Source organism: Oceanospirillum sediminis, from assembly GCF_014164585.1.
Lineage (GTDB): Bacteria > Pseudomonadota > Gammaproteobacteria > Pseudomonadales > Halomonadaceae > Oceanospirillum > Oceanospirillum sediminis.
Genome location: NZ_JACJFM010000004.1, coordinates 151,054 through 173,521, shown reverse-complemented (window position 1 = coordinate 173,521; position 22,468 = coordinate 151,054). Strand labels below are relative to the sequence as shown.

Annotated in this window: 21 protein-coding genes; 5 read left to right on the top strand and 16 right to left on the bottom strand. The window is 47.1% G+C overall.

The genetic code is table 11. The features are described 5' to 3' along the window. Positions 1-212 precede the first annotated feature (212 nt). Entirely contained in the window at positions 213-2,297 is a 2,085-nt protein-coding gene (fusA, locus tag H4O21_RS04960) for an elongation factor G (protein WP_182807745.1), read from the bottom strand. Positions 2,298-2,557: 260 nt separating this feature from the next. Here fusA and H4O21_RS04955 point away from each other — a divergent pair, with 260 nt between their 5' ends. After that, a complete protein-coding gene (locus tag H4O21_RS04955; RefSeq protein ID WP_182807744.1) occupies positions 2,558-3,406 on the top strand; it encodes an MOSC domain-containing protein in 849 nt (282 codons plus the stop codon). Between the two features lie 89 nt (positions 3,407-3,495). Here the strand turns inward: H4O21_RS04955 and H4O21_RS04950 are convergent, their stop codons facing one another. The 3 genes from H4O21_RS04950 to H4O21_RS04940 form a co-directional block, all read right to left on the bottom strand. Further along, positions 3,496-4,665: a flagellin N-terminal helical domain-containing protein gene (locus H4O21_RS04950; protein ID WP_182807743.1), complete on the bottom strand. Its 1,170-nt coding sequence runs from the start codon at positions 4,663-4,665 to the stop codon at positions 3,496-3,498. 865 nt (positions 4,666-5,530) lie between these two features. Then, positions 5,531-6,586 (bottom strand): hypothetical protein, encoded by a 1,056-nt coding sequence (locus tag H4O21_RS04945; protein ID WP_182807742.1) that lies wholly within the window; start codon positions 6,584-6,586, stop codon positions 5,531-5,533. A gap of 311 nt (positions 6,587-6,897) precedes the next feature. After that, a complete protein-coding gene (locus tag H4O21_RS04940; protein ID WP_182807741.1) occupies positions 6,898-7,122 on the bottom strand; it encodes a hypothetical protein in 225 nt (74 codons plus the stop codon). Between the two features lie 559 nt (positions 7,123-7,681). Here H4O21_RS04940 and H4O21_RS04935 point away from each other — a divergent pair. Beyond that, complete coding sequence (locus tag H4O21_RS04935; protein WP_182807740.1) at positions 7,682-8,749, top strand: porin; 1,068 nt, start codon at positions 7,682-7,684, stop codon at positions 8,747-8,749. A gap of 197 nt (positions 8,750-8,946) precedes the next feature. Here the strand turns inward: H4O21_RS04935 and H4O21_RS04930 are convergent, their stop codons facing one another. Both H4O21_RS04930 and H4O21_RS04925 read right to left on the bottom strand, forming a co-directional pair. Continuing rightward, the gene (locus H4O21_RS04930) at positions 8,947-9,927 is read right to left on the bottom strand and encodes a sensor domain-containing diguanylate cyclase (protein WP_182807739.1); all 981 of its coding nucleotides are present in this window, start codon (positions 9,925-9,927) and stop codon (positions 8,947-8,949) included. 147 nt (positions 9,928-10,074) lie between these two features. Next, on the bottom strand, positions 10,075-10,563 hold the full coding sequence (locus H4O21_RS04925) for an HPP family protein (protein ID WP_220495511.1): 489 nt from the start codon (positions 10,561-10,563) through the stop codon (positions 10,075-10,077). 167 nt (positions 10,564-10,730) lie between these two features. Between H4O21_RS04925 and H4O21_RS04920 the strand changes: the two genes are divergently transcribed. Together H4O21_RS04920 and H4O21_RS04915 are read left to right on the top strand one after the other, a co-directional pair. Then, positions 10,731-11,366 (top strand): TetR/AcrR family transcriptional regulator, encoded by a 636-nt coding sequence (locus tag H4O21_RS04920; RefSeq protein WP_182807737.1) that lies wholly within the window; start codon positions 10,731-10,733, stop codon positions 11,364-11,366. Between the two features lie 98 nt (positions 11,367-11,464). Beyond that, on the top strand, positions 11,465-12,718 hold the full coding sequence (locus H4O21_RS04915) for a DUF3095 family protein (RefSeq protein ID WP_182807736.1): 1,254 nt from the start codon (positions 11,465-11,467) through the stop codon (positions 12,716-12,718). Here H4O21_RS04915 and H4O21_RS04910 read toward each other — a convergent pair. The 5 genes from H4O21_RS04910 to H4O21_RS04890 all read right to left on the bottom strand — a co-directional run bounded on the left by H4O21_RS04910 (position 12,615) and on the right by H4O21_RS04890 (position 16,754). Beyond that, complete coding sequence (locus tag H4O21_RS04910; protein ID WP_182807735.1) at positions 12,615-13,154, bottom strand: DUF924 family protein; 540 nt, start codon at positions 13,152-13,154, stop codon at positions 12,615-12,617. The genes H4O21_RS04915 and H4O21_RS04910 overlap by 104 nt on opposite strands. Before the next feature lie 126 nt (positions 13,155-13,280). After that, positions 13,281-13,952 carry a DUF3299 domain-containing protein gene (locus tag H4O21_RS04905; protein WP_182807734.1) on the bottom strand — a complete coding sequence of 224 codons (672 nt, stop codon included), beginning with the start codon at positions 13,950-13,952 and terminating at the stop codon, positions 13,281-13,283. 41 nt (positions 13,953-13,993) lie between these two features. Then, positions 13,994-15,289: an ABC transporter permease gene (locus H4O21_RS04900; protein WP_182807733.1), complete on the bottom strand. Its 1,296-nt coding sequence runs from the start codon at positions 15,287-15,289 to the stop codon at positions 13,994-13,996. After that, positions 15,283-16,056 (bottom strand): ABC transporter ATP-binding protein, encoded by a 774-nt coding sequence (locus H4O21_RS04895; RefSeq protein ID WP_368737519.1) that lies wholly within the window; start codon positions 16,054-16,056, stop codon positions 15,283-15,285. Before H4O21_RS04895 ends, H4O21_RS04900 begins: the two co-directional genes overlap by 7 nt. Then, positions 16,050-16,754 (bottom strand): ZrgA family zinc uptake protein, encoded by a 705-nt coding sequence (locus tag H4O21_RS04890; protein ID WP_182807732.1) that lies wholly within the window; start codon positions 16,752-16,754, stop codon positions 16,050-16,052. Before H4O21_RS04890 ends, H4O21_RS04895 begins: the two co-directional genes overlap by 7 nt. A 234-nt stretch (positions 16,755-16,988) precedes the next feature. Here H4O21_RS04890 and nth point away from each other — a divergent pair, with 234 nt between their 5' ends. Beyond that, on the top strand, positions 16,989-17,624 hold the full coding sequence (nth, locus tag H4O21_RS04885; RefSeq protein ID WP_182807731.1) for an endonuclease III: 636 nt from the start codon (positions 16,989-16,991) through the stop codon (positions 17,622-17,624). A 62-nt stretch (positions 17,625-17,686) separates the two neighbouring features. On the opposite strand, the gene H4O21_RS04880 is transcribed toward nth, so the two are convergent. From H4O21_RS04880 to H4O21_RS04860, 5 genes are all read right to left on the bottom strand, one after another. Then, positions 17,687-19,126 (bottom strand): histidine kinase sensor domain-containing protein, encoded by a 1,440-nt coding sequence (locus tag H4O21_RS04880; protein ID WP_182807730.1) that lies wholly within the window; start codon positions 19,124-19,126, stop codon positions 17,687-17,689. Then, positions 19,123-19,866: a response regulator transcription factor gene (locus H4O21_RS04875; protein WP_220495510.1), complete on the bottom strand. Its 744-nt coding sequence runs from the start codon at positions 19,864-19,866 to the stop codon at positions 19,123-19,125. Before H4O21_RS04875 ends, H4O21_RS04880 begins: the two co-directional genes overlap by 4 nt. Before the next feature lie 112 nt (positions 19,867-19,978). Continuing rightward, positions 19,979-21,301 (bottom strand): tetratricopeptide repeat protein, encoded by a 1,323-nt coding sequence (locus tag H4O21_RS04870; protein ID WP_182807729.1) that lies wholly within the window; start codon positions 21,299-21,301, stop codon positions 19,979-19,981. Positions 21,302-21,317: 16 nt separating this feature from the next. Further along, positions 21,318-21,965, bottom strand: a complete 648-nt coding sequence (locus H4O21_RS04865) for an energy transducer TonB (RefSeq protein ID WP_182807728.1) — start codon at positions 21,963-21,965, stop codon at positions 21,318-21,320. A 96-nt stretch (positions 21,966-22,061) separates the two neighbouring features. Beyond that, positions 22,062-22,466 (bottom strand): ExbD/TolR family protein, encoded by a 405-nt coding sequence (locus tag H4O21_RS04860; protein WP_182807727.1) that lies wholly within the window; start codon positions 22,464-22,466, stop codon positions 22,062-22,064. Positions 22,467-22,468: the final 2 nt, after the last annotated feature.

Here is a 22,468-nt window from a genome sequence, read left to right as displayed (position 1 = left end):
CTCCCTGTCAGAAATACTGAAGTGATCATAATGCGTGGAATTTGAAGTCTAGTGGCATTGCGTTTGGTCTGAGGGGGGGAGGTAGGGATTAGATCAGGGCGGATGTTAAGTATAAAAAAACCCCGGTCTAGGCCGGGGTTTTGGAAGAGCGCGTTAAGTGATCAATCAGACAATTCCTGATTTAAGCTGAAAGCCTGTCAGGAAGGGTACGATTACTTAGCGTTGCGTTCTTTAACTTCAGCGATTACCTTCTCAGCAACTGTTGCCGGGCAAGGCATGTAGTGGCTGAACTCCATAGAGAACTGACCACGACCAGAAGTGATAGTACGCAGGTGGCCGATGTAACCAAACATTTCGGACAGAGGTACATCAGCCTTGATGCGAACGCCCATTGCGCCAGCTTCCTGGTCTTTGATCATGCCGCGACGACGGTTCAGGTCACCAATTACGTCACCTACGTTGTCGTCTGGAGTGAATACGTCAACTTTCATGATAGGCTCGATCAGCTGAGGACCGGCTTTAGGCATGGACTGACGGTATGCACCTTTAGCTGCGATTTCAAACGCTACTGCAGAGGAGTCAACCGCGTGGAAGCCACCGTCGAACAGCTCAACGTGTACGTCCAGCATTGGGAAGCCAGCCAGTGGGCCTTGCTCCATCATGCCAGCGAAACCTTTCTCAATTGCAGGGAAGAATTCCTTAGGAACGTTACCACCTACAACCGTAGATTCGAAGGTGAAACCTTCACCTGGCTCGTTAGGACGGATGCGGTAGTCGATCTTACCGAACTGACCAGAACCACCAGACTGCTTCTTGTGCGTGTAGCTATCTTCAAGCGCTTGAGTGATAGTTTCACGGTAAGCTACCTGAGGAGCACCTACTTCCAGTTCGATACCGAAAGTACGCTTCAGGATGTCTACTTTAATATCCAGGTGCAGCTCACCCATACCTTTCAGGATGGTTTCACCGGAATCTTCGTCAGTCTCAACCTGGAAGGATGGATCTTCTGCGATCATCTTACCCAGTGCAACACCCAGTTTCTCAGAAGAACCTTTGTCCTTAGGAGCAACAGCGATGGAGATTACCGGATCAGGGAAGATCATAGCTTCCAGAGTACACTCGTGCTTAACATCACACAGCGTGTGACCGGTCTGAACGTTCTTCATACCAACAACAGCGATGATGTCGCCCGCTTGAGCAGAACTCAGCTCGTTACGCTCATCAGCTTGCATCTCAACCATACGGCCGATACGCTCAGTCTTGCCGGTAGCAGAGTTCAGTACAGTGTCACCTTTATTCAGTTTACCGGAGTAGATACGGATAAAGGTCAGCGCACCGAAACGGTCGTCCATAATCTTGAACGCCAGAGCACGGAAAGGTTCGTCAACAGATACTGTCGCAACTTCACCCGTTGGCTCACCAGTCTCTTTATCAGTCAGAGGCTGTGGGTCAACTTCGGTTGGAGATGGCAGGTAATCTACAACGCCATCCAGTACCAGCTGCATACCTTTGTTCTTGAATGCCGAACCACAGAAAGTAGGGAAGAATGCCAGGTCACGAGTACCTTTGCGGATACAACGCTTCAGGTCTTCAATAGAAGGCATTTCACCTTCCATGTAAGCTTCCATCAGATCGTCGTCCTGCTCTACAGCAGTCTCAACCAGCATCTCATGGTACTCTTCCAGCTTCTCTGCCATGTCTTCTGGAACGTCAGTGACTTCGTAGTTTTCTGGCTCACCTGAGTCATCCCAGATGTAAGCTTTCTTAGTCAGTACGTCTACCACACCAACGAAGTCATCTTCGATGCCGATTGGCAGGGTCATAACCAGTGGGTTGGCACCCAGTACATTTTCTACCTGATCAACAACGCGATAGAAGTCTGCACCCATACGGTCCAGCTTGTTCACGAAGATCAGACGAGCAACTTCAGATTCGTTTGCATAGCGCCAGTTAGTTTCGGACTGAGGCTCAACACCACCGGAACCACAGAATACACCGATACCACCGTCCAGTACTTTCAGAGAACGATATACTTCAACTGTGAAGTCAACGTGCCCAGGAGTATCAATAACGTTGAAACGATGGTTTTTCCAGAAGCAGCTTACTGCCGCAGACTGGATGGTAATACCACGCTCAGCTTCTTGCTCCATGAAGTCAGTAGTAGATTCACCATCGTGAACCTCACCGATTTTATGGATTTTACCGGTCAGCTTAAGGATACGTTCTGTAGTGGTGGTTTTACCCGCATCTACGTGGGCAAAGATACCAATGTTACGATAGTGATCTAAATTTGACATGTTTCTACGCTATACATCAGGGTTAAATTTGCGCGTCAGTGCGTACCGAAAGGTTCCGGATACACTCACCCGAATGGCACTGCGCTTTAAATCTGGAACGATTTGCGCGCAAGTATACCAAAAGTCTTTCAAGAAAATAGTCCGAAGCAGGCATTAATTAAAGATTTTCCTGAGTTTTATTTCATCCTTGTATGCACTGGCGTTATGTTGATGGGCCTCATTGACGTTATACTGGCTTTTTGTTCAGGGAGGTCAGGTCAGTGGCAGAAGTATCCGGATTGTTTGTTTACCCCGTTAAATCTCTGAGAGGAATTTCTCTGGAGTCCTCTGTTCTGGGTATCAGAGGCTTGCAATGGGACCGGCTCTGGATGGTTACAGATCAGAGTGGGAACTTTGTAACTCAGAGAAACCTTCCCCGAATGGCATCTGTATCCGTTGCTATAACCGATGAAACTTTATGCCTCAGTCATGCTGATCATGGTGATTGTCCAGTTCCTCTGGTTATGGCTGAAAATACTACTGCGGTGAAGGCTGTGGTATGGGGGGATGAGTGTGATGCATTTGATGAAGGCAATATTGTCAGCGAATGGTTAACCGGGGTGCTGGGGGAGTGGAAAGGTCAGTCTTTGCGTTTGGTAAGGTTCTGCGAAAACTATCAGCGCCAGGTTGATCCTGAGTATACAAAAGCAGATGTGGCTCATACCGCATTTTCTGATGGTTTTCCTCTTCTGGTGACGTCTGAGGCTTCTCTGGAAGCTTTGAATCAATCTTTAAGCGCAAAGGGAGCCTCACAAGTTACAATGGAGCGTTTCAGGCCTAATATCGTTCTGAAAAATACAGTTGCTTTTGAAGAAGATCGCGTTGATCAGCTGATGTCTGATAAAGGTTTTGTGCTGGCTTTGAGAAAGCCTTGCCAGAGATGCAAAGTAACCTCGATTGATCAGTTATCCGGAGAGATTGCTGAGCCGAAAGAGCCTCTGGCAACTTTAATAGCTATGAAAACACAGCCGGATCTGAAAGGTGCTTTTTTTGGTCAGAATGGCATTCTTTTATCCGGAGAGGGAAGCGTGATTCAGGTTGGAGATTTGCTGGAAATATCTTTGAAATAAGAGATGGCAGTATTCTGAGTGGGAAGGCAGAACCGATGCAGGTGATACTGTATCGGCTCTGGTCTGCTTATAAGAAGTATATCTGGTCGCTATCTGAGAAGAGAAAGAGCAATATTGGGTGTTTGTGTGGCCTGAGAAAGGATGGTGTTGGCACCTTGTAACAAAATCTGGTTCCTCGTCAGCTTGACGGTCTCAGTTGCAAAATCGGTATCGGCTACACGGGATCTTGCATCTTTGATGTTAACGATAGAGTTGGTATTAGATCTGATTGTGGATAACAAGCCGTTCTGTTCGGCTCCCAGTCGCGACCTCTGGTTAGTTACTTCAGTTGACAGGCCACTTAATGTATCGAGTAGTGTGTCTGTTGAGAAACCGTAAATCTGGTTTAATTGTTGATCGGAGAAACCGATAGTAGAGTGTACATCGGTATCGGCAAATCCGGTAAATGCACCTGCAGCGCCGGTCACTACGGCTGATTGCCCTGTTTGTGCAGACAGCTCATTGACCAGCAGTGTATTCATTTCATCAATATCCAGCTGAACAGCACTGTTGGTGGCCAGGGTACTGATCGCGCCGGTTCTTGTGCCGGTTAGTAAAGCGTCTGCAGCCACGCCAGCATCAGATTGATTATTGATCAGCATATAAGCCGCAACCATTTTACCCAGATCACCTGTTGCTCCCAGGTTAATACTGACCAGGGATAGCATCTGTCCAGTGATATTGTCGCTATTCAATGCTTTACCAAACAGAGAGGTCAATATTGCATTGCCTGTTGTTACTGTTTGTGGGCCGCCAGGTTCCGGGCGGGATTTGATCAGAAATCCTTCCTCATTTGATTCGTAGTTGAGAATGTTAATCGAGCCGAACAATGTGTTGTTTGCAATGAGATTATTGGTTTCAAGTAATGTTTTAAACTCATCTCCCAGTGCTACCCTGTCACTGCTTTCCAGGCTACGGTTTCCCCCCATAACACTGAGTTGATAAGCCCTTTGGAGGTTATTGTTGATTTCGGAAAGAGAGCCTTCAGCAATCTGGGCCATAGCAATACCGTAATTGGCATTACGGTTAGCCTGGGTCAGTCCGGTTAGTTGCGTATCAAACAGGTCAGCCAGCTGAACGCTGGCAGCATCATTTCGGGCGCTGGATATCCTGCTGCCTGTGGTTAGCTTTTCAATAGAAGAGTTAACCTGGTCCGAAATTTGCTGTACGTAGTACTGACCTTGTAACGCTGTCATGTTGGTATTGACGAGAAGCGTCATCGGGTCACCTCTGATTTACTGACCGAAGATTATTTCAGCCAGAAGGTTGAGATAAAAAAGTCGCAATGTTTGTCAGAGAGTGCAGTCATCAGTGGTTTGCTGTCTGGAGTGCAACCGACTTTCTGCCGTTCTGAGGTGTTTTATTCCGGATTGGTCTGGTCCCCGGTCCTTGTATCCGCCTCATAATGTTCAGAATGTTATTGCACACTGTAATATTGTGGCAAAAAGCTGCCGTTGTTGCTGGCTGGTCCCCGGCAATAACTGGCCGCTTTTGCTCGCAGAAAACATACTTCTGTATTGACTGTTCTCAGATGCTAAGGGTTTTTGTAACAAAGTGTCAGCACTCTGGGTCGTGCTGTGCCTTGTTGTAAATTTACTGGTATATACTCCTTGAGTATTTATCTGTATCCCTTGTTTCTGTGTGCTTATGCTCAGGAAAAGTTGGTCCCTTTTCCTGAGTATTTCAATAAAAAAAACAATGAGATAGCCAAGTTTTTCGAGAGTCAAACGATTTGGCTATGAAAAATACCTTTTGATTGTTTATTTAGAAATTAACATAGCCATCGGCTGATATTAATTAAACTTTAACGATTTTTTACATAATTATACCTTTAGGTGTATAAAGTCATGGTTTGAGTAAAAGCTCTTTACAAATATCAGCTTTCCTTGGGGGGATGCGGTACTCGGGCAGAGATCAGTATTGCTGATATTGTCTTTTCCTTATATGGGATAAGTCCCTGTGCTGCTTTCAAGAGGGGGATTGTGATCGTTAACCGGATGCAGAGCGGTCAGCTGCAACCGCTCTTTATTCTGTCGGGGGAAGGGGCGTGAGTATGGCGCAGACTTATATAACCCAGTCCGGTCATTACAACAACTTTAACAGGGTCAAATGCGTATAGATTTTCATCTGGTCCTCCTGTGACAGGTCAGCGATAAACTGATGCATAGGCGATTCAGACTCAACCTGTGTTTCCAGCCAGCGATTCAGATAGTGCTTCACGGCCTCTTCTGGTGACAGGTTACTGGTATCAATATCAGCCGGGTCTTTGGTCAGAGCCTCTTTTAACTTTTCAAGGCGACCCTCTGGCCGTAAAGCAGAGCCGTCTCCAAGTCTGTACAACGGGGTATGCAGGAAGGCCTTTTCTCCATCTCCTGTACCGGCAATTTGTTCAAAAAAGTCCAGATTGAGCATTTTGGTCGTAAAGCGCAGGTTTTTTTCCGGATTCAGTGCATAGTCAAGAAAGCCTTCTTCAAACTGAACAACGCCTGTTCCATCATTTGAGTATATGGCTTTGGCCTGTTCCACTACTTCCGGTTCATAGGGTTTGCGCTTATCAGGGTAAAAAAGCCCCGGGTATTTGGCTTCGTCATTACGATAGCTGGCCATTACAGTTCCCAGCCTGTCGACCTGCTCTGTATCCAGATTATTTTCTTTCGCATAAATATAAACATCTGTCAGGGCTTGTACGTCTTTTTCTTTCAGATGATAGAGGCTCATCTCTTTGATGAAAACGTTCTGACGTTTCGAACCTTTAAGCGGGTTTTCTGTGGTGATACCACTGCTATCAATTAGTTGTTTTTTCAGTGCATCAGTGTCGAGATCGTCACCGTACTGACTTTTAAGTGTATCGACCTGCTGATCAACCAGGTACAGGTTATAGCGCCCCACATCAATTCTGGCGCTAATTCCGAACAAACCCTGCTTTGGTTTGGTAAAGCCCTCCAGTGCTTCTTCCTGAAGGTTCTTTATCGCATGATCAAAGTCTTCCTGTCTGATCAGGCTGTTTGGGCTGAGTTTTGTTGATGATGCAGCTACTTGCACGGAAGCCTGAGCCGATTGCTGAATTTGAGTGCTTGCCGTTTTTGCCGGAGTCTTTGGTAACGATACGCCATTAGCATAGGTTGAGGGTTTTATATCCATAAGTTGCCTCATTCAATCCAATTATTTTATCTAAGTGCTTCGATTTCTCTCGCCTTGACTAATTAACCTATCGGCATGATGGATTGGAACATAAGGCAAAGTAGATTTACCCGAGTAGATCAGAAAGACAACAGGCAAAACCCTGATTACAGGTGAATGCCTGCGTAAAAGTTCTGCGGGAAGTGCTAAGAAATTGAGAAAGCTTGCAAAGCAAAGTTAATAATCGCGAAAAAAGCTGTAACGATACATTATGCCTCCTGATCTATTCCGCTATCAGGAGGCATGGCTTGACCTGTTTAATTCTGGCTTGATCAGGCAGACAAAGTCATTTCAGAAAACTTTTCACACATACCGCTTTGCGGGTATTCAGCCTTCAACCAGCCCATAATATCAGCTACAGACATAAGGCCTGTCGCTTTCTTCCACATAGGGCGTTTGTTATGGTTATCCGGGGCAGCAGTAAAACCAACCCATTGGGTATAGCCGTTTGCTTCGTGTTTTTTCACACTCAGCCCATGACTTATATTGATTAACATATTTACAATTCCTTTGTGTCTTTTTCCCTTACACAACGATATATCAAATGTACTTTTTGACCATACGGGATCAGACACTCTCTTAAGTTCTGGTATGACAAGAAGTGGTACGCAGGGCAGGCATAGTCTGATTTCAGTACTATCAGAGAAACCTGATTGCCCCGATAACTATTAACAGTGGTTTTCGTTTCTTCAGGACACGAACAGGTACTATCTTCTTATCAGCATTTTTTACGCCTGTCGTCACGATCTGGTTTTAAAGTGGACATACACACCCTGACCACTTTTAACGCAATCAACCGGAGCCAGTGTCTGCCTCTGAACAGGCTTATCGACAGTCAATCGATTCTTGAGCATATTGTTACACTTGTTTCAAGTACTGTCTGTTGATTTAGTCCTAATTAATCACTTGATTATTCTTCAGTCTTTAAGACTTCTTCATCTTTAGTTAAATACCATAAAGTGTCGCTATTTCAGGGCTAAAGCGCCATGCTAACTCTATTTCATGGCTCTCATAATCAAAGTGCACCACAACAATAACAACTTTGATGAGAGCATTATGAGAACGAAAACAATCCTCACCAGACTCTGCCCCATTGCTCTGGGTATCGCCGTTTCTGCACAGGCCAGTGCCGCAGTTACCCTGTATGACCAGGATCAGATGACTTTCTCTGCTGATGGCCACTTCAATGCCTTTTACACCCATACAGATAATGAAGAGACAAACGAAACGCAAAGTCGTGTTCGTATGGGCTTCCTGCCAAACTACATAGGTTTTAATTTTAGCAAACAGCTTGATAATCTGACGGTTGGTGGACGCTCTTCTTTCTGGGTGACGATCAATGATGGCAGTGACAACGTGACAGATACTGCAATCGACGTACGTCAGTTCTATGCAACGGTTGATGGCCGCTTTGGTCAGGTTCTGTTTGGTAAGGATTTTGGTATTTATGCCCGTACCAATATCTTCAATGACGAACTGCTGTTCGGTACCGGCCTGCCAATGGAAAACAGTGGCGGAGTAACTTTCGGTAATATCTCAACAGGCTATCCTTATGCTGTGCCTAAAGCGCAGATTACCTGGCGCAGTAAGGATCTGAATGGTTTCAAACTGGCTGTAGCCATGCTGGACCCTCAGAGTGGTGAATCTGATGATGCGAATACCAGCAATGGTCTGCGTCTGGAAGCTGAAGCGACTTATAGCAAAGCACTTGCTGGTGGTGATTTTTCAGCCTGGCTGGGTGGTGTCAGTGGTGAAAATGATGCGGCAGATGTGGACACTTCTGGTGTAGCTTATGGTGCGCGCTTCGCGATATCCGGTTTTCAGGCCACGCTGTCCGGTTTTGACCAGACCGGACTGAGTCCTGCTCTGGGAGATCAGGTATTGGCTGACGAAACCGACAGTGATGGTTTTCTGGGGCAGCTGTCTTACAGCTTCGGAGCAAACCGCATTGTACTGTCCCACGGTGAAACAGAAATCTCTGACAGCACAACAGAACTGACCGCTGTTGCTCTGTTCCATGATGTAAACGATTATCTGAAACTGATTGCTGAATACGATGTGAAATCAGTGACAGGCAGTAAAGATACCAAACAGCTGGCCCTGGGTGCCTCGCTGAGCTGGTAAAGGAAGTGTTTTAAAGGAATATCAACGTCAGACCGGCTGTCAGATAAGCCTGTGCCAGCCAGTCTGTCCGGCAATTTCTTTACTCTCTTCAGCAACTCCGGGATTCAATCGCCTTTATCCGGAGTTGCTTTCTTATCTCTGAGTCAGAATAAATGAATGCCAAATAACCATCTGTTTTGTTTTATCAGCCCGTTTATTCAGACAGCGGTCTCTTTCTTAACCTGTTTTTGCTGATACATCAGCAGGTCTGCCTGGTCTATCATTTCTGATAAAGACAGTACACTGTCAGCCTGGAAGAATTTATAACCATAGCTGATGCTCAATGCTCTCAGGCGTTCATCCTGATCTGTCATCCGGGTATACTCATCTACCATACGGGCACAGAAAGTGGGTATAAACAGAGGGTCGGTCGCCAGCATCATCACCACAAACTCATCGCCTCCCATACGAGCAATCAGATCGGCATCCCGGGTATTTTTCTGTAACAGCTCTGCCAGAGCCTTAAGGCCCTTATCTCCGGCGTCATGCCCGTGATGATCGTTGGTTTGCTTCAGATTATCGATATCGATATAGACAATCCCCACTTCCTGGTTGAAACGTCTGGCATCACGAATGCGTTGTTCACCCAGAGTGACCATGCCGCGGCGATTAAACAGCCCGGTCAGTTCATCGGTTAATGCCAGGGAGCGTATCTGTTCATAAGATTCCATGCCTTTCAGGTCTGCCTGAACATAATCACGGAACTGTTCCAGCATTTGCATTAACAGAGGGTTATAACCCGTCGGCTTACGGTCAATAATACAGATCGTGCCAAACGGTTTCTGATCAGGCCAGAACAAGGGAAGGCCATAATAAGAGCGTACAGGGCCATGTTCAACAGCAGGAGCACAGCACCATTGCTCATTATCAACGGCATGCCCTTCATACACTTTCTCTCCGGTTTCCATTATCTGGCGGCAAAAGCTCTGTAGTTCCCAGGGCCAGGAGTCTCCTCCTTTCAGAAAGTTGTCTTCGTTTTTACTGGCAACAATCGATTTAAATTCATTCTGTCTGAATTGCACAATAGTGGCGCAAGCCGCATCGTATAGTTCAGCCAGTAAGTTAACAGTCACCTGCCACTTTTCATGGTCAACAGCCGGATGCGGCGATTCCAAAATACAGGTCTGATAATCAATCACAGTCCACTCCAACATCTTGGGGTATAACAACATAATGAATTAATTATAGACCTTCGTGCAATGAATAAATGCGATAAACGAGTGCAGTCCCGAGAGAGAGCAAATTATGTAATATTCAAAAGGCATGGGGTTGAATGTAAAGGGAAATTACCACCAGCGTACCGGATATTGCCGTTTCATAATCAGTCTGTGCCATACCCAGCCCATCAGAACAATTAATAACACGCCGGTTGCGACGGGTGTCATAACAAAGCTGAGTGGCAGCCCGGTCATCATGACTAATAATGGATTTGCTCCTGCTGGAGGGTGTACTGTTCCCGTCAGCATCATCAGAGAAATTGCCAGCCCAACTGCCAGTCCTAAAGACCAGAAGCTGACACCTACCAGGCCCATGACGGCTAACCCGATTGCTGTCGTCATAATATGGCCTGCAATAATATTTCTGGGTTGTGCCAAAGGGCTATCCGGCAAAGCAAACAGCAGAACCATAGTGGCTCCGAAAGGAGCCATTAACCAGATTTGTTCCTGACTGAACCACTCTGATCCATATTGTTCCAGCATAGCGAGTAAAGATATTGTTAGAGCAGCTCCGCAACCTGCAGCCAGAGCAGGCCATTTAAATAAAGTTCTGATCATTGTATTTCCTGTGTTCATTTTGAGTTGAGGTATTCAGCTTTTTCGCTAAAAGAGCGGTGTAGACAGATCGGTCTACCTTTGGTTTTGATAAGATAGACAACTCAGTCTACCTCTGTCAATATGAATAACACTGCCAATGTAACTTTAAATACCCGGACCGCAGAACGATGCCCGAACCATTATCCCCCGAGTTATCTATCTCTCATTCTGATAGCTCTGATCTCAGTAGCAAACGCCAGCAGTTGATAGAAACAGCGTTCCGGTTGTTTTACCGGAACGGTATCCATGCCGTAGGTATCAACCAGATTCTGAAAGAATCCGGTATTGCTAAAAAAACCCTTTACCACCATTTTTCAGGTAAAGAAGCTCTGTTACTGGCAGTATTGAAATATCGCGACGAATGCTTTCTGCAGTGGCTATCTGGCAGAATGGAAGAAACTCGCGAGGGGTTACCTGCACTGGAAGTGATATTTGATGCGCTGGATGACTGGTTTAATAATCGTGTCGATAGTCTGATGCACTTTCAGGGATGCTTCTTTATTAATACCTGCGGTGAATTCGGAGACCTGCAGCACGAAGTCCATCAGCAATGCACTCAGCATAAAACAGCCGTTGAGCAATTGGTTCGCAGGCAGGTTAATCAGCTGGAAGGTATTACGTACCCCGAACAGCTGACACAGAATATCTGTCAGCTTAAAGACGGTGCAATTGTTCAGGCTCATGTGCAAGGGGATACTATGGCAGCTCTGCGCAGTAAAAAACTAATACGTCCTATGGTTCAATGGGCAAGTCAGGTGGAATAATTGCCACAGTATCTTTTTCTCTTGCTTGTTCTTTGTAGCGACAGCTAACACTACAGAACATAAAATATACTGTGCAGCTGCACAATCAGGGTTTGATAATGTCTGATAATTTTTACCAGGAACTACCCGGATTCAGTGATTTTAAACAACTTTCAGATGATCGATATTATTACCCGGTGCCGGATGACTGGTTGATCATCGTATCGGATATCAAGGGTTCAACCCAGGCTGTTCAGAGCGGTCGTTACAGAGATGTCAATCTGATAGGGGCGGCTTGCATCACTACCGTGATCAATGCCATAAAAGCTGAAATTCCTTTTGTGTTTGGTGGTGATGGTGCCAGTCTGCTGATCCCTCCGGAGTATAAAGATTCAGTTTTCCGGGCCTTAAAAGATCTTATCAGTGTCTCACAATCAAATTTTGGCCTGACACTGAAAGCAGGTTATGTCCCGGTTAAAGAGCTGACAGATCAGGGATTGAAGATGGAAATTGCCCGTTTTACTCCTTGGCAGAACCGTAGTCTGGCACTGTTCCGTGGCGGGGCTCTGACGGAAGCAGAAAAGCTGATTAAACGTCATGAAGAATATCAGCTGGAAGCAGACCAGCAGCCACCGGATGACCTGCTATTTGACGGCCTGACCTGCCGCTGGAATAAAATTATCAGTAAAAAAGGCGTAATCATGTCATTGCTGATTACTCCTCTGCCTTTATCGGATAACAGTCAGATGGGGGCTGTGGTACATGAAATCAGTGATATCCTGGGCGGTGATCTTGAACAAGGTAATCCGGTTAATATCGAACTGAGCCGTTATAAAAGCGTTACAGAATGTCTGCAACAAGAACTGAGATTTCACCCGGGGTGGCGTAGTCCCGGTTATATGAAACGCGTTGTGGAAATTAGTATGGCCGTTCCTTTATTTGGCTGGGGTCTGCATAACTATTTCCCGAAAGCCAATCATTATTACCATAACATGAAATCTCATGCAGACTTCCAGAAATATGACGACATACTGCGCATGATTATTGACTGCACTCCTGAGCAAAGTCGTCATATTGAAACTTACCTGTTGCAGGCAGAAGAAAAGGCACAACTGATTTTTGGTCTGCATCGTTCAGATGCTGCTCAGATGACCTGCTATGTTGAGAGTCTGGGGGATGGCGAGCACCTCCACTTTATTGATGGCAGTAATGGTGGTTATTCTCTGGCCTCAATACGCCTGAAAGAACAAATGAAAAAAATACAATCTGTCAGAAAGACGAGCCTGGCTGCTTCAGAAATTCAACTTCTTCAGGCGTTGACGCCCGACCCAGAATGTCATTCCGGTGAGGATAGCGACCAAATCGATCAATAATATCTTTATGCATAATTTCAAATTTCAGATTATTTTCATTGCCCAGTGACTTAAACAGCTCAAGGGCAATGACATGCATCTCTGCATCTTCACTATGCATCAGCGGCATATAAATAAACTGGCGCTCGGCCTGGGTCAGGGAGCGGTCATCCCGTGAATCAATGGCTTCCAGCGCCAGTTCGACTGCCAGAGCGTCGGCTGCAAATGCATCTGCTGTATCACGATAAATATTACGGGAAAACTGGTCTAAGACAATAATTTCTGCCAGACGACCTCTGGGCTGGGCTCTCCAGTCACGGCTCTGTCCATTCTTCGCTTTAATCAGATAAGGCTCAAATCGGGATCTGATTTCGTTATCCAGCTCAGAGCTTTTCTGCCACCATTGTTCAGGTGTTAATTCATGAAACCAGAATTCAATAACAGGCTGCCACAGCATATTTGCCTCCAACTCTTCTTGTATCTATAAAGCCCGGAAACCGGCTATGTTTTATCAGAGTAAGAGTAAATACGGGAATCTGCCAGTGACGAAGATAGATTCTCGCAATGGAGTTCGTATTCCAGATTAATACTCAATGGGGGTAATGTCCTCAGCAAACAGGGTATAACCGGCCTGTGCCAGATTTGTCGTTTCCCCTTCTACTGATAAACGGCCACTGACCCAGACAGCATCCTCTAGTGAATCCTGAGCAATTGGAGTCTCTGTCTTAACATAAAGGATCTGATTTGATGGCGGTGGTGGAACGTGGATACAGGCACCAAAATAAGGCACCAGCAAAAACTCAGTAACCCCTTCCTGTTCCAGTTCAAGCGGCACGATAAAGCCTCCGAGACGAACAGGCTGATGATCCAGAACACCAACAACCGGAGCAGAAAGATAAGCTTCTTCCAGCTTGCCCATAATCTCCTGTATTAACGGATCATCGTCTGTTAGCACAGCGATTTTTTCCGGATCATACTGATCCAGAATGGCATCGGCTCTGAAACCTTCAGGAACCAGATCATCCCACTCCAGATCAAGCAGCTGTCCGTTCCATCGGGCCTGAATACGTTCCGGCAGCTGATCGAATCCTTTCGGGTACTCTGCGGCGATTACTGGTGATGCAAGCAGTAACACCAGAATCGTCACAACAGATGCTCTGATGCCCTGCTGGCAAAGAGAAAAAATGGATGCGATATTTCCGGAAAAAGACGAACCCTTTCGGAAAGAGAAGGTAGCTTGTGCGCTGTCAATCATATCACTCTTGCCTTTATTGCATAGCTCTCTGAACCGGGGCGCTACAGCCTGACTGACAGCCCATCATTCAGAGATATACGGTATGCCCGAACACCTGGCCAGATCCCCACAAGCAGCCCGCAAAGACTGATCAGAGATAACAGCTTCAGCTCAGTAAGAGATAAGGCGCTGACCTGAATCCAGATCCCCCAGTGATCATATACCAGAGGCGCCATAACAATCTGTAATAAATAAAAAATTCCTGTACCGAACACTACACCAGCTATCGTTAGCAGTACAGCCTCAGCCACCAGCAAAAACATCACCTGCACAGGTCCGGCACCAATAGAGCGCAGAATAGCAATTTCCCGCCTGCGTTCATTTAACCCGGTCAGGATGACAGACATCAGTCCAATCAGGCCGCTGATCACTACGAACCCGGCAACAATCAACAAGGCATTTTCTGCCACAGAAACCAGCTGCCAGATCTGCTGTAGCGCTACTCCCGGAATGACGGCCTGAACCGGCTCAGATTTCTGATTATTCAATTTGCGCTGTAATCGGAAAATCTGTGTCTTCTTCTTCACTCCCACCAGAATAGCAGTGACTGCCTTTGGCGTAAGATCCTCTGCTTTCAGCGTCTTATTTGCAGCTTTAAGGCTATTCTGTTTCAGCCTCTGGCGAATATCCATTACGCTGGGAGCCCCCCAACCCACATGGACCGCTTCCAGGCTTTGCAGACTCACCAGCACAGAACGATCAACCGGTGTTCCGGTGCGCTCAAGAATGCCGACAATGCGGAATGGCTTGTCACCATGCTCCTGAAAACTGTTTTTCCCCAGTCCATGGGCAATAATAATCTCTTGCCCTGTCTGATATCCCAGTGTCTGAGCAACTTCTGCTCCGATCACTGCTTCATACAGGTGATCATCAGAAAACATCTTACCATCAGCAAAATTCAGGGATTGTTTCCTGCCATACTGATAATGACTGAAATATCCGCTTTCAGTTCCAACAACCCGATACCCCCGGTGGGAATCTCCCAGCGCCAGAGGGATCAGCCAATCGACTTCCGGTGCCTGTTTTAACCGTTCGACCTGCCTCCAGCTGATATTATTGCTGGCATTGCCCAGATGAAAAACAGAGTACAGCAACAGCTGAATATCGCCGCTGGGTGCACCCACAATCAGGTCTGTACCCGAGATGGTCTGGCTGAAACTACTTCTGGCTTCGGTACGTACCCTTTCAACGGTTAATAACAAAGCCACACTGAAAGAGATAGTAAGCACTGACAAAATCACCGTCAGACGGCGATTCTGCAAACTTTTAACAGAGAGACGAATAAGCGTATTTAACATAAGGCCTGATTCACTTCAGGTAAAAACAGGGTGCGGGAAAAATGCCGGACCAGATCTTCATCATGGCTGACAAATATCAGACTGGTGCCACTGTCACAGGCTTCGGCCGTCAGCAAAGTCAGAAACTGATCTCTGTGGTGCCGGTCCAGAGCAGAGGTCGGTTCATCGGCAATAATCACCGGAGGTGAGCCTATCATAGCGCGAGCAACGGCCACCCTTTGTTGCTGACCGATACTCAGGTGATTAACACCGGCGTTCCACAAGGCTTCGGGTATTTCCAGACGAGCCAGTAAGCGTCGTGCTTCCTGCTCTGGCGTAACAGACTTATCTTTAAGACGTTGCTGACGGCGTTTTGAAAAACGACAGGCCAGAGTGACGTTATCGATCACGGACAGATAAGGCAACAGATTAAACTGCTGAAAAACAAACCCAATATGATCCGCCCGGAATCGATCTCTGCGCGCTGCTGAGGCCGATGACAACTCAAAGCCAGCCACATGAATACTGCCCTGATCGGGTACCAGTACTCCCGCCATCAGAGATAAAAGTGTACTTTTACCACAGCCGCTGGGGCCGTAGATAAATACACTTTCTCCTGCCTGCACCTGCAGAGAATCGATCGATAATATGGGCTGTTGCTGCCCGGGCCAGTGGTAATGGATCTGATTCAGATCCATTACATAAGCAATCTCGTTCTTCTGCCCTGGCAAAGAAGCTTCAGACAGTGGGCGCTTGCTCTCTGTCGAAGCATCTGAAAGATTTACCACTCCAGTTCTCCATCTGCTGTTCTTTCTTCCGCCAGAGTACGTCTTTCGGAAATAGATTCAATACGCAGATGCTCCAGGTGAGGCAATTCCTTAAACAGCATCAGCTGTGTAGGAGAAACCTTTTGCCCCTCACAATTAAACTGATAACTGACCCGGATATCTGTATGAGATGAATGCGGATGCGCTTTATGATCATCCTCATGATAGTGGTCGTGATCGTCGTCATGATGATGCTCAGCATCATGGTCATGCTCTTCGTCATGGTGGTGCTCTGAATCGTGATCATGCTTTTCTTCATGTTCATCATGATGATGTTCCGACTCATGGTTGTGTTCTGATTCATGCTCATACTCTGACTCATGGTCATGTTCTGATTTATGCTCATGCTTATGAGCCGGAGCAAAAGGCAACGCCTGATCAACGTCTGTTAAACGACAGCCAGCGGCCAGAGAGATCAGGCGCTGAGGCTGATTCAGCAACTCTACCAGATCGGCCAGTGCCTGCTGCTCCTGCTCGGTTACAGGCTGATATTCGAAACCCAGAAAACTATCTGCTGCGGCTTCCAGCTCTACGGTAACTTCATGACCATCCTGAGCCAGCATTAAGTTCATGACACCGTGCTCATGGGCGTTCAGATTCTCTGCCTGAGCCTGACCTGCAGCCATCAGCAAAGCCGCTAAAATTACCGGATTACGCATCCTTATCTCCTCAATCAACACTGTATTACCGGGTTATCAGTTCCCCTTGAAGGGAGCTGAATACTATTAGTGTTATATTACAACATTTTGTTCCATCAAATCTTTGTTTATCCCTGATAAACCTTCCTGCGGCTCTGGACTTATCAATACAGGCTGGAATAATAATCGCCATTAAACAGACCGACTAACTCAGGTATCTGCCGATACTGAGTACTTATATAAAGAATAAATACGATGAACGCAGAAAAACGCTATGAGATTTTTTCCCGCCTTAGGGAACAGAATCCTGAGCCCACGACAGAACTGAATTACAGCTCCCCCTTTGAACTGCTGATTGCTGTTATTTTGTCGGCCCAGGCCACAGACGTCGGTGTCAACAAAGCTACGGATAAACTATATCCGGTCGCCAACACCCCACAGGCTATTTTCGACCTGGGTACAGATGGTTTAAAAACCTATATCAAGACAATTGGGCTGTTTAACAGCAAAGCCGACAATGTCATTAAAACCTGCCGCATTCTGCTGGATAAGCACGATGGTGAGGTGCCTCAGAACCGAAAAGATCTGGAAGCTCTGCCCGGTGTGGGCCGAAAAACAGCTAACGTTGTACTGAATACGGCATTTGGTCAGCCCACGATTGCGGTAGATACCCATATTTTTCGGGTATCCAATCGTACAGGTATTGCGAAAGGTAAAGATGTTGATGAAGTGGAGAAGAAACTGCTACGTCATGTCCCGAAAGAATTCAGACTGGATGCACACCACTGGTTGATTCTGCATGGTCGCTATACCTGCGTTGCTCGTAAACCGCGTTGTGGCTCATGCCTGATTGAAGACCTGTGTGACTTTAAAGAAAAAACGGAGATTTAGTTAGTCGCCTTCCGCACACCCTTTTATTTTCGAGGGTGTGCGCTTGATTAACACCATCCTGACTATGATGCCAAAGATACCGGGATTCTCAGGCACATAATCAATCCACCCTGACAGGCATTTCGGGCGTGAATACTACCGCCCAGTCGTTCGATCTGTTTTCGGGCCAGAGTCAGGCCTAAACCAAAGCCACCCTTCTTTCTCATTCTGGCTTTATCAATACGGTAAAACGGCTGGAAGATCTGTTCCAGTTTTTCTTCTGGTACGCCTGGTCCCTGATCCTGGACCTGAATAAGAATACTACGTTCACGGGCGCAGACTCTTGTCTGGGAGCAAGTATCCGGGCAGCCCTCACTGGCATGCTGGCAACCGGAAACGGTTTCTGTGGCATCTGTCTCCAGCTGTATTGCTGTGATGGTTAATTGCCCGCCTTCCGGGCTATGCAGGAGGCCATTGCGCACGATATTTTCGATACTCTGACTCAATGCCAGGCTGTTGCTGTTGAAGAGTTTCAGGTTATCAGGATAACAACGAATGATCTGTTTTTCTTCGAATTCAAACTCAGCATCGTCACAGATCAGATCCATTAGCACTGATAGTGAAAAATCTTCTTTAAGATGCTGGGGCAGAGTATGCATGTGCTCACTATCAAGCCAGGCCAGGGTCATGGCATCTTCAATCAGCTGATTCGTCAGTTGTATCTCCCGGCGTATACGTTGATGCTTTTCAGCTTCACCCAGATCACCGTCCAGTGCCAGTCGCATTCGTGTCAGAGGTGTTCTTAACTCATGGGACAGATCGCCAATAAGCTGGCGCTGAGAGGTAACCAGTGTCTGAATACGGCCTGCCATGCTGTCAAAGGTTGCTGCCAGTTCGGCCAGTTCATCCTGGCGTTTACCCAGCTGTGGTCTGGCCGGTCTGGCTTTTTCTGTATTAGCCAGTTCATCGGCCGCTATTCTGAGTATATCGACGGGTTTTATCAGATAACGATACAGCCAGTGAGTAAAGATCAGTAAAACAATCAGTGGGGCGATGACCGTCATCATCATATGTGAGAAAAACAGATTAGGTCTGGGGTGCATTGACTGAGGCAGCAGAATTACAAAGCTGGCTTTGCCTTGTTCAAAGGGTACTCCAATCAGTACTTCATTCCAGCGGTTGTGTACCGGCCATTCTGGCTTCCGTTGAAAGTTAAGTCGTGTCAGATATCTGTCCGGTACCTGAGTGCCCATAGCCGGAGACAGGTTATGGGTAATAATTGCAGCCCAGGTCTGGTGTTCCTGATCAATTTTCTGCATTAATCTGGCAATGCCTGCCTGATCCTGAGCATGATACAGATGCTCTGCGGAAGTAGCGTACGTTTTTAACTGCTGCTGATCAAGATCAGAAATGGTAGTGAGTTTATGAGACAGTATTGCATCTGCCCTGTGCAGGGAGGCAAACAGAACAAGGCAACCCAGACAAACTGAGGCCATCAGAATCAGATATAAGCGTCGATTCATCGGTAGCGGTATCCTTTGCCCCGGATCGTTCTGATCAGATCTTCTCCGGGCAGTATCTGCTTCAGCTTTTGTCTCAGATTGCTGACATGCATATCCAGGCTACGATCATAACGGCTATAGCTGCGATTCAGGACAGCCTGATAGAGATAAGGACGGCTTAGTGTTTCATCGGCATGTCTCATCAACAGCCAGAGCAGTTCAAATTCAACCGGTGTGACATCTATGATTTCTGAGCGGATACGGGCGCTCTTATCCAGTCTGTTCAGATCAATATAGCCATCGGTCTGCCGGGATGGATCTTCTTGTAGCTGTGGCTGATAACAACGCCTTAACAGGGCTTCCATTCTCAGCTGTAGTTCCTCCATGCTGAAAGGCTTCGGCAGATAATCATCTGCCCCGGTATGAAAACCGTTAATTCGATCCTGTTCGGCACCGCAGGCAGATAATACGATAACAGGGGTGTTGTTTTTCTGATGACGCAATCGCCTCAGAAGTGTCAGGCCATCCAGTCCGGGCAGCATAATATCCAGCAGAATCAGCTGCCATGATTGATTGAGTGCTGTGATAAGGCCTTTTTCACCATCATGGCAGACATGCACGTCATAGCCTTTTTTGAGTAAAGCCCGGCTAATCAGATCGTTTACCTGGGGATCATCTTCTATTAACAGGACTTTGCAGTTATAGCGGCTTTCTGATGACAAGTCGCTGTTCAGCAGATCCGGTTTTGTTATCGCATTCATAACATCGCCTGTAAGTCAGAGATCAGTATGTTCTGGGGGGCTGCAGAAGTATCGCTGCCCTGAATGACAGGGCAGGAAAACAAGCGGGCCTCAGATGGTGTATCTGATATCATCAGCGAATGCTGGCCAGATACTGCAGCCATTGCTTAGCGCTGTGCTGATTACGTTTATTTTTCCGGGCCAGTAAGAACTGTCCTTCAGCCTGATCCAGTTTTTCCAGCTGAAGCAGGGTAATACCATGCAGTAAGAGTACATCGCCCGGATTTTTCGGTTGCATAGCCAGTAGTTTTTTCAGAGACTTTTCAGCATTGCTCCATTTTTGTTGCCGGATCTGGATTCTGGCAATTTGCTGTAGCAGCTTTTTATCCGGTTTCTGTCGTATCAGTTGTGCAAGCACCTGCTCGGCCTGCTCCAGTTCCTTTGCTCTTAACCATAGTCCTGCCAGCTGGCGATGGATACGACGTTGCTGCTGATTGCTTTTCGCTGTGAAAGCCTGTCGTTTAAAGCCGTCTTCCAGTACTCTGGCCGCTTTATAAGGCAGGTCATTCAGGCTGAACCACTGGGCCAGCATCTGATAGTCATTGGCTTTATCAAACAGGCCTTTTTCCCAGGCTGTGCGCAATGTTGCCAGGGCTGATTCTGGAAACCCACTGGATGTTTTTCGCTTTTTCTCAGGCTGGCTCTGGTACTGCAACAACGCTAGCTGTCGCCATTGACGCATCTCTCCAGCCTGGCGATCCAGTACCACTTTTTGCATACGAATTGCCTGAGGCCATTGTTCCAGGCGTGTGTGCAAACTGACCAGCAGTTGATACCAGGATACGGGCACCGTATCTTTTTTGCTTTTTATCGCCACTGCTTTTTTAGCGTGAGGCAGAGCCGATTTCCATTTTTCCTGTACAGTATATGCCTGAGCCAGTGCCAGATAGTGCCGGGCCTCATGCTTGTCTTCTGGTGTTTTTGACAGCCAGTCCAGAAATAGCGGAATCCCTTCTTTGTACTCTTCCTGCTGTAACATCAGCTGGGACATAATACCCTGCAGGCTCAGTTGTTCCTCATCTGACAGCTGTTTCAGTCCCCAGGCTTTTTTCAGAGCGGGGAGTGCTTTCTCATAGTCAGCATCCTGAAGTTCTACCTGGGCCAGACTACGCCATAGCATCGCTTCCAGCAGGGGACGTGGCTCATCCTTAAGATGCTGTCTGATGACTTTGCGCGCTTCACTCCAACGAGCTTCAGTCTGTAGTATCTGCACCTGCTGAATACGTTTGAATTCTCCCGGACTCAGCTGCTTATCTTTTGCTTTGGCCTGTGGGCTGCAGATCAGACATGCTGCCAGAACGCAGAGACACAGACACCAGTGCAGATAGCCTCCATCATTATGACCAGATAAATGCATGCGCTGAGCAGGATATATTGAATGATCTTTCCGATACATAGGATAGATGTCCCTGTTATTTCTCTAACTTAAATACCAGTGTCTGCCGGGCCAGGAAGGGCGCGGGCTGACCATTCTGCATGCGTGGCTGAAAGCGCCATCGAGTCAGAGCACGAATACTGCTGTGGTCAAATACTCCTTCGGGCTTTGAACTGATGATTCGAATGGTATTTTCGACCACACTCCCATCCGGGCCGACCGTAAACTCAACGACCACCTCTCCTTCAATACCACGCCTGATCGCTTTACGAGGATAGCGAGGATTGACACGGCTTAATGGTGTCGGGTTTTCAGCAAAGCTCAGCACAGGTTCGCCAGGTTTAAACTGACTGATATCCACATCCAGCTGAAAACTGCTTTCAACATCAACCCGTGGAACATCAATATCCGGCACCGGTGTATCCATCTGATTCTGCGCGACTGGCGTTGGGTCAGGCATACTTGGCATTGCCGGTTGCTCTGGCTGAGGCTCGGGTGGTTCTGGTTTGTCCCGGCGGCGTAGTGCCAGTTCACTTTCTTCTGGCAGAGGCACCAGATTCAGCAGGGTTGTATCCTGATCAGGCAGTTCTCTGATCTGCTCCATCTGAACCATCTGTGCCAGTAGCACAAAAAACACACCGGCTGCGACTAAACCGAACGGTGTCGCAATAATTAAACGCAACACAGCGATACCCCACTTACGTTGCTGGGTGGGCGACAATCATACTGTCGCCCGAATGTTTCTTTGTTGATACGCTTCATCAGGCTGTATCTTCTGGCATCAGTTAGCATTTTTAGTGGCAACCGTATACTGAACACCGGCCATACGTAACTGATCGATCAGTTGTACCAGATCCCCCGTGGTACTCTGAGCGTCAGCCTGTACGACAACGCTCAGACCAGGCTGCTCAGTACGCAGGCGTTCCAGAATAGGACGAACCATGCGTACATCCGTTGCCTTGCGATCCAGCCAGATTTCACCATCCGCTGAAATAGCGACCATGACAGCGCTTTGTGTCTGGCCGGTACTGGTTTCAGCAGAGGGCCGATTGACTTCGATACCGGCTTCACGGACAAAGGAAGTGGATACGATAAAGAAAATCAGCATGATAAAGACCACATCCAGCATGGGGGTCATATCAATGGCAGCATCATCCTGATTACGGGTCAGAGAAATTCGTCTCATAA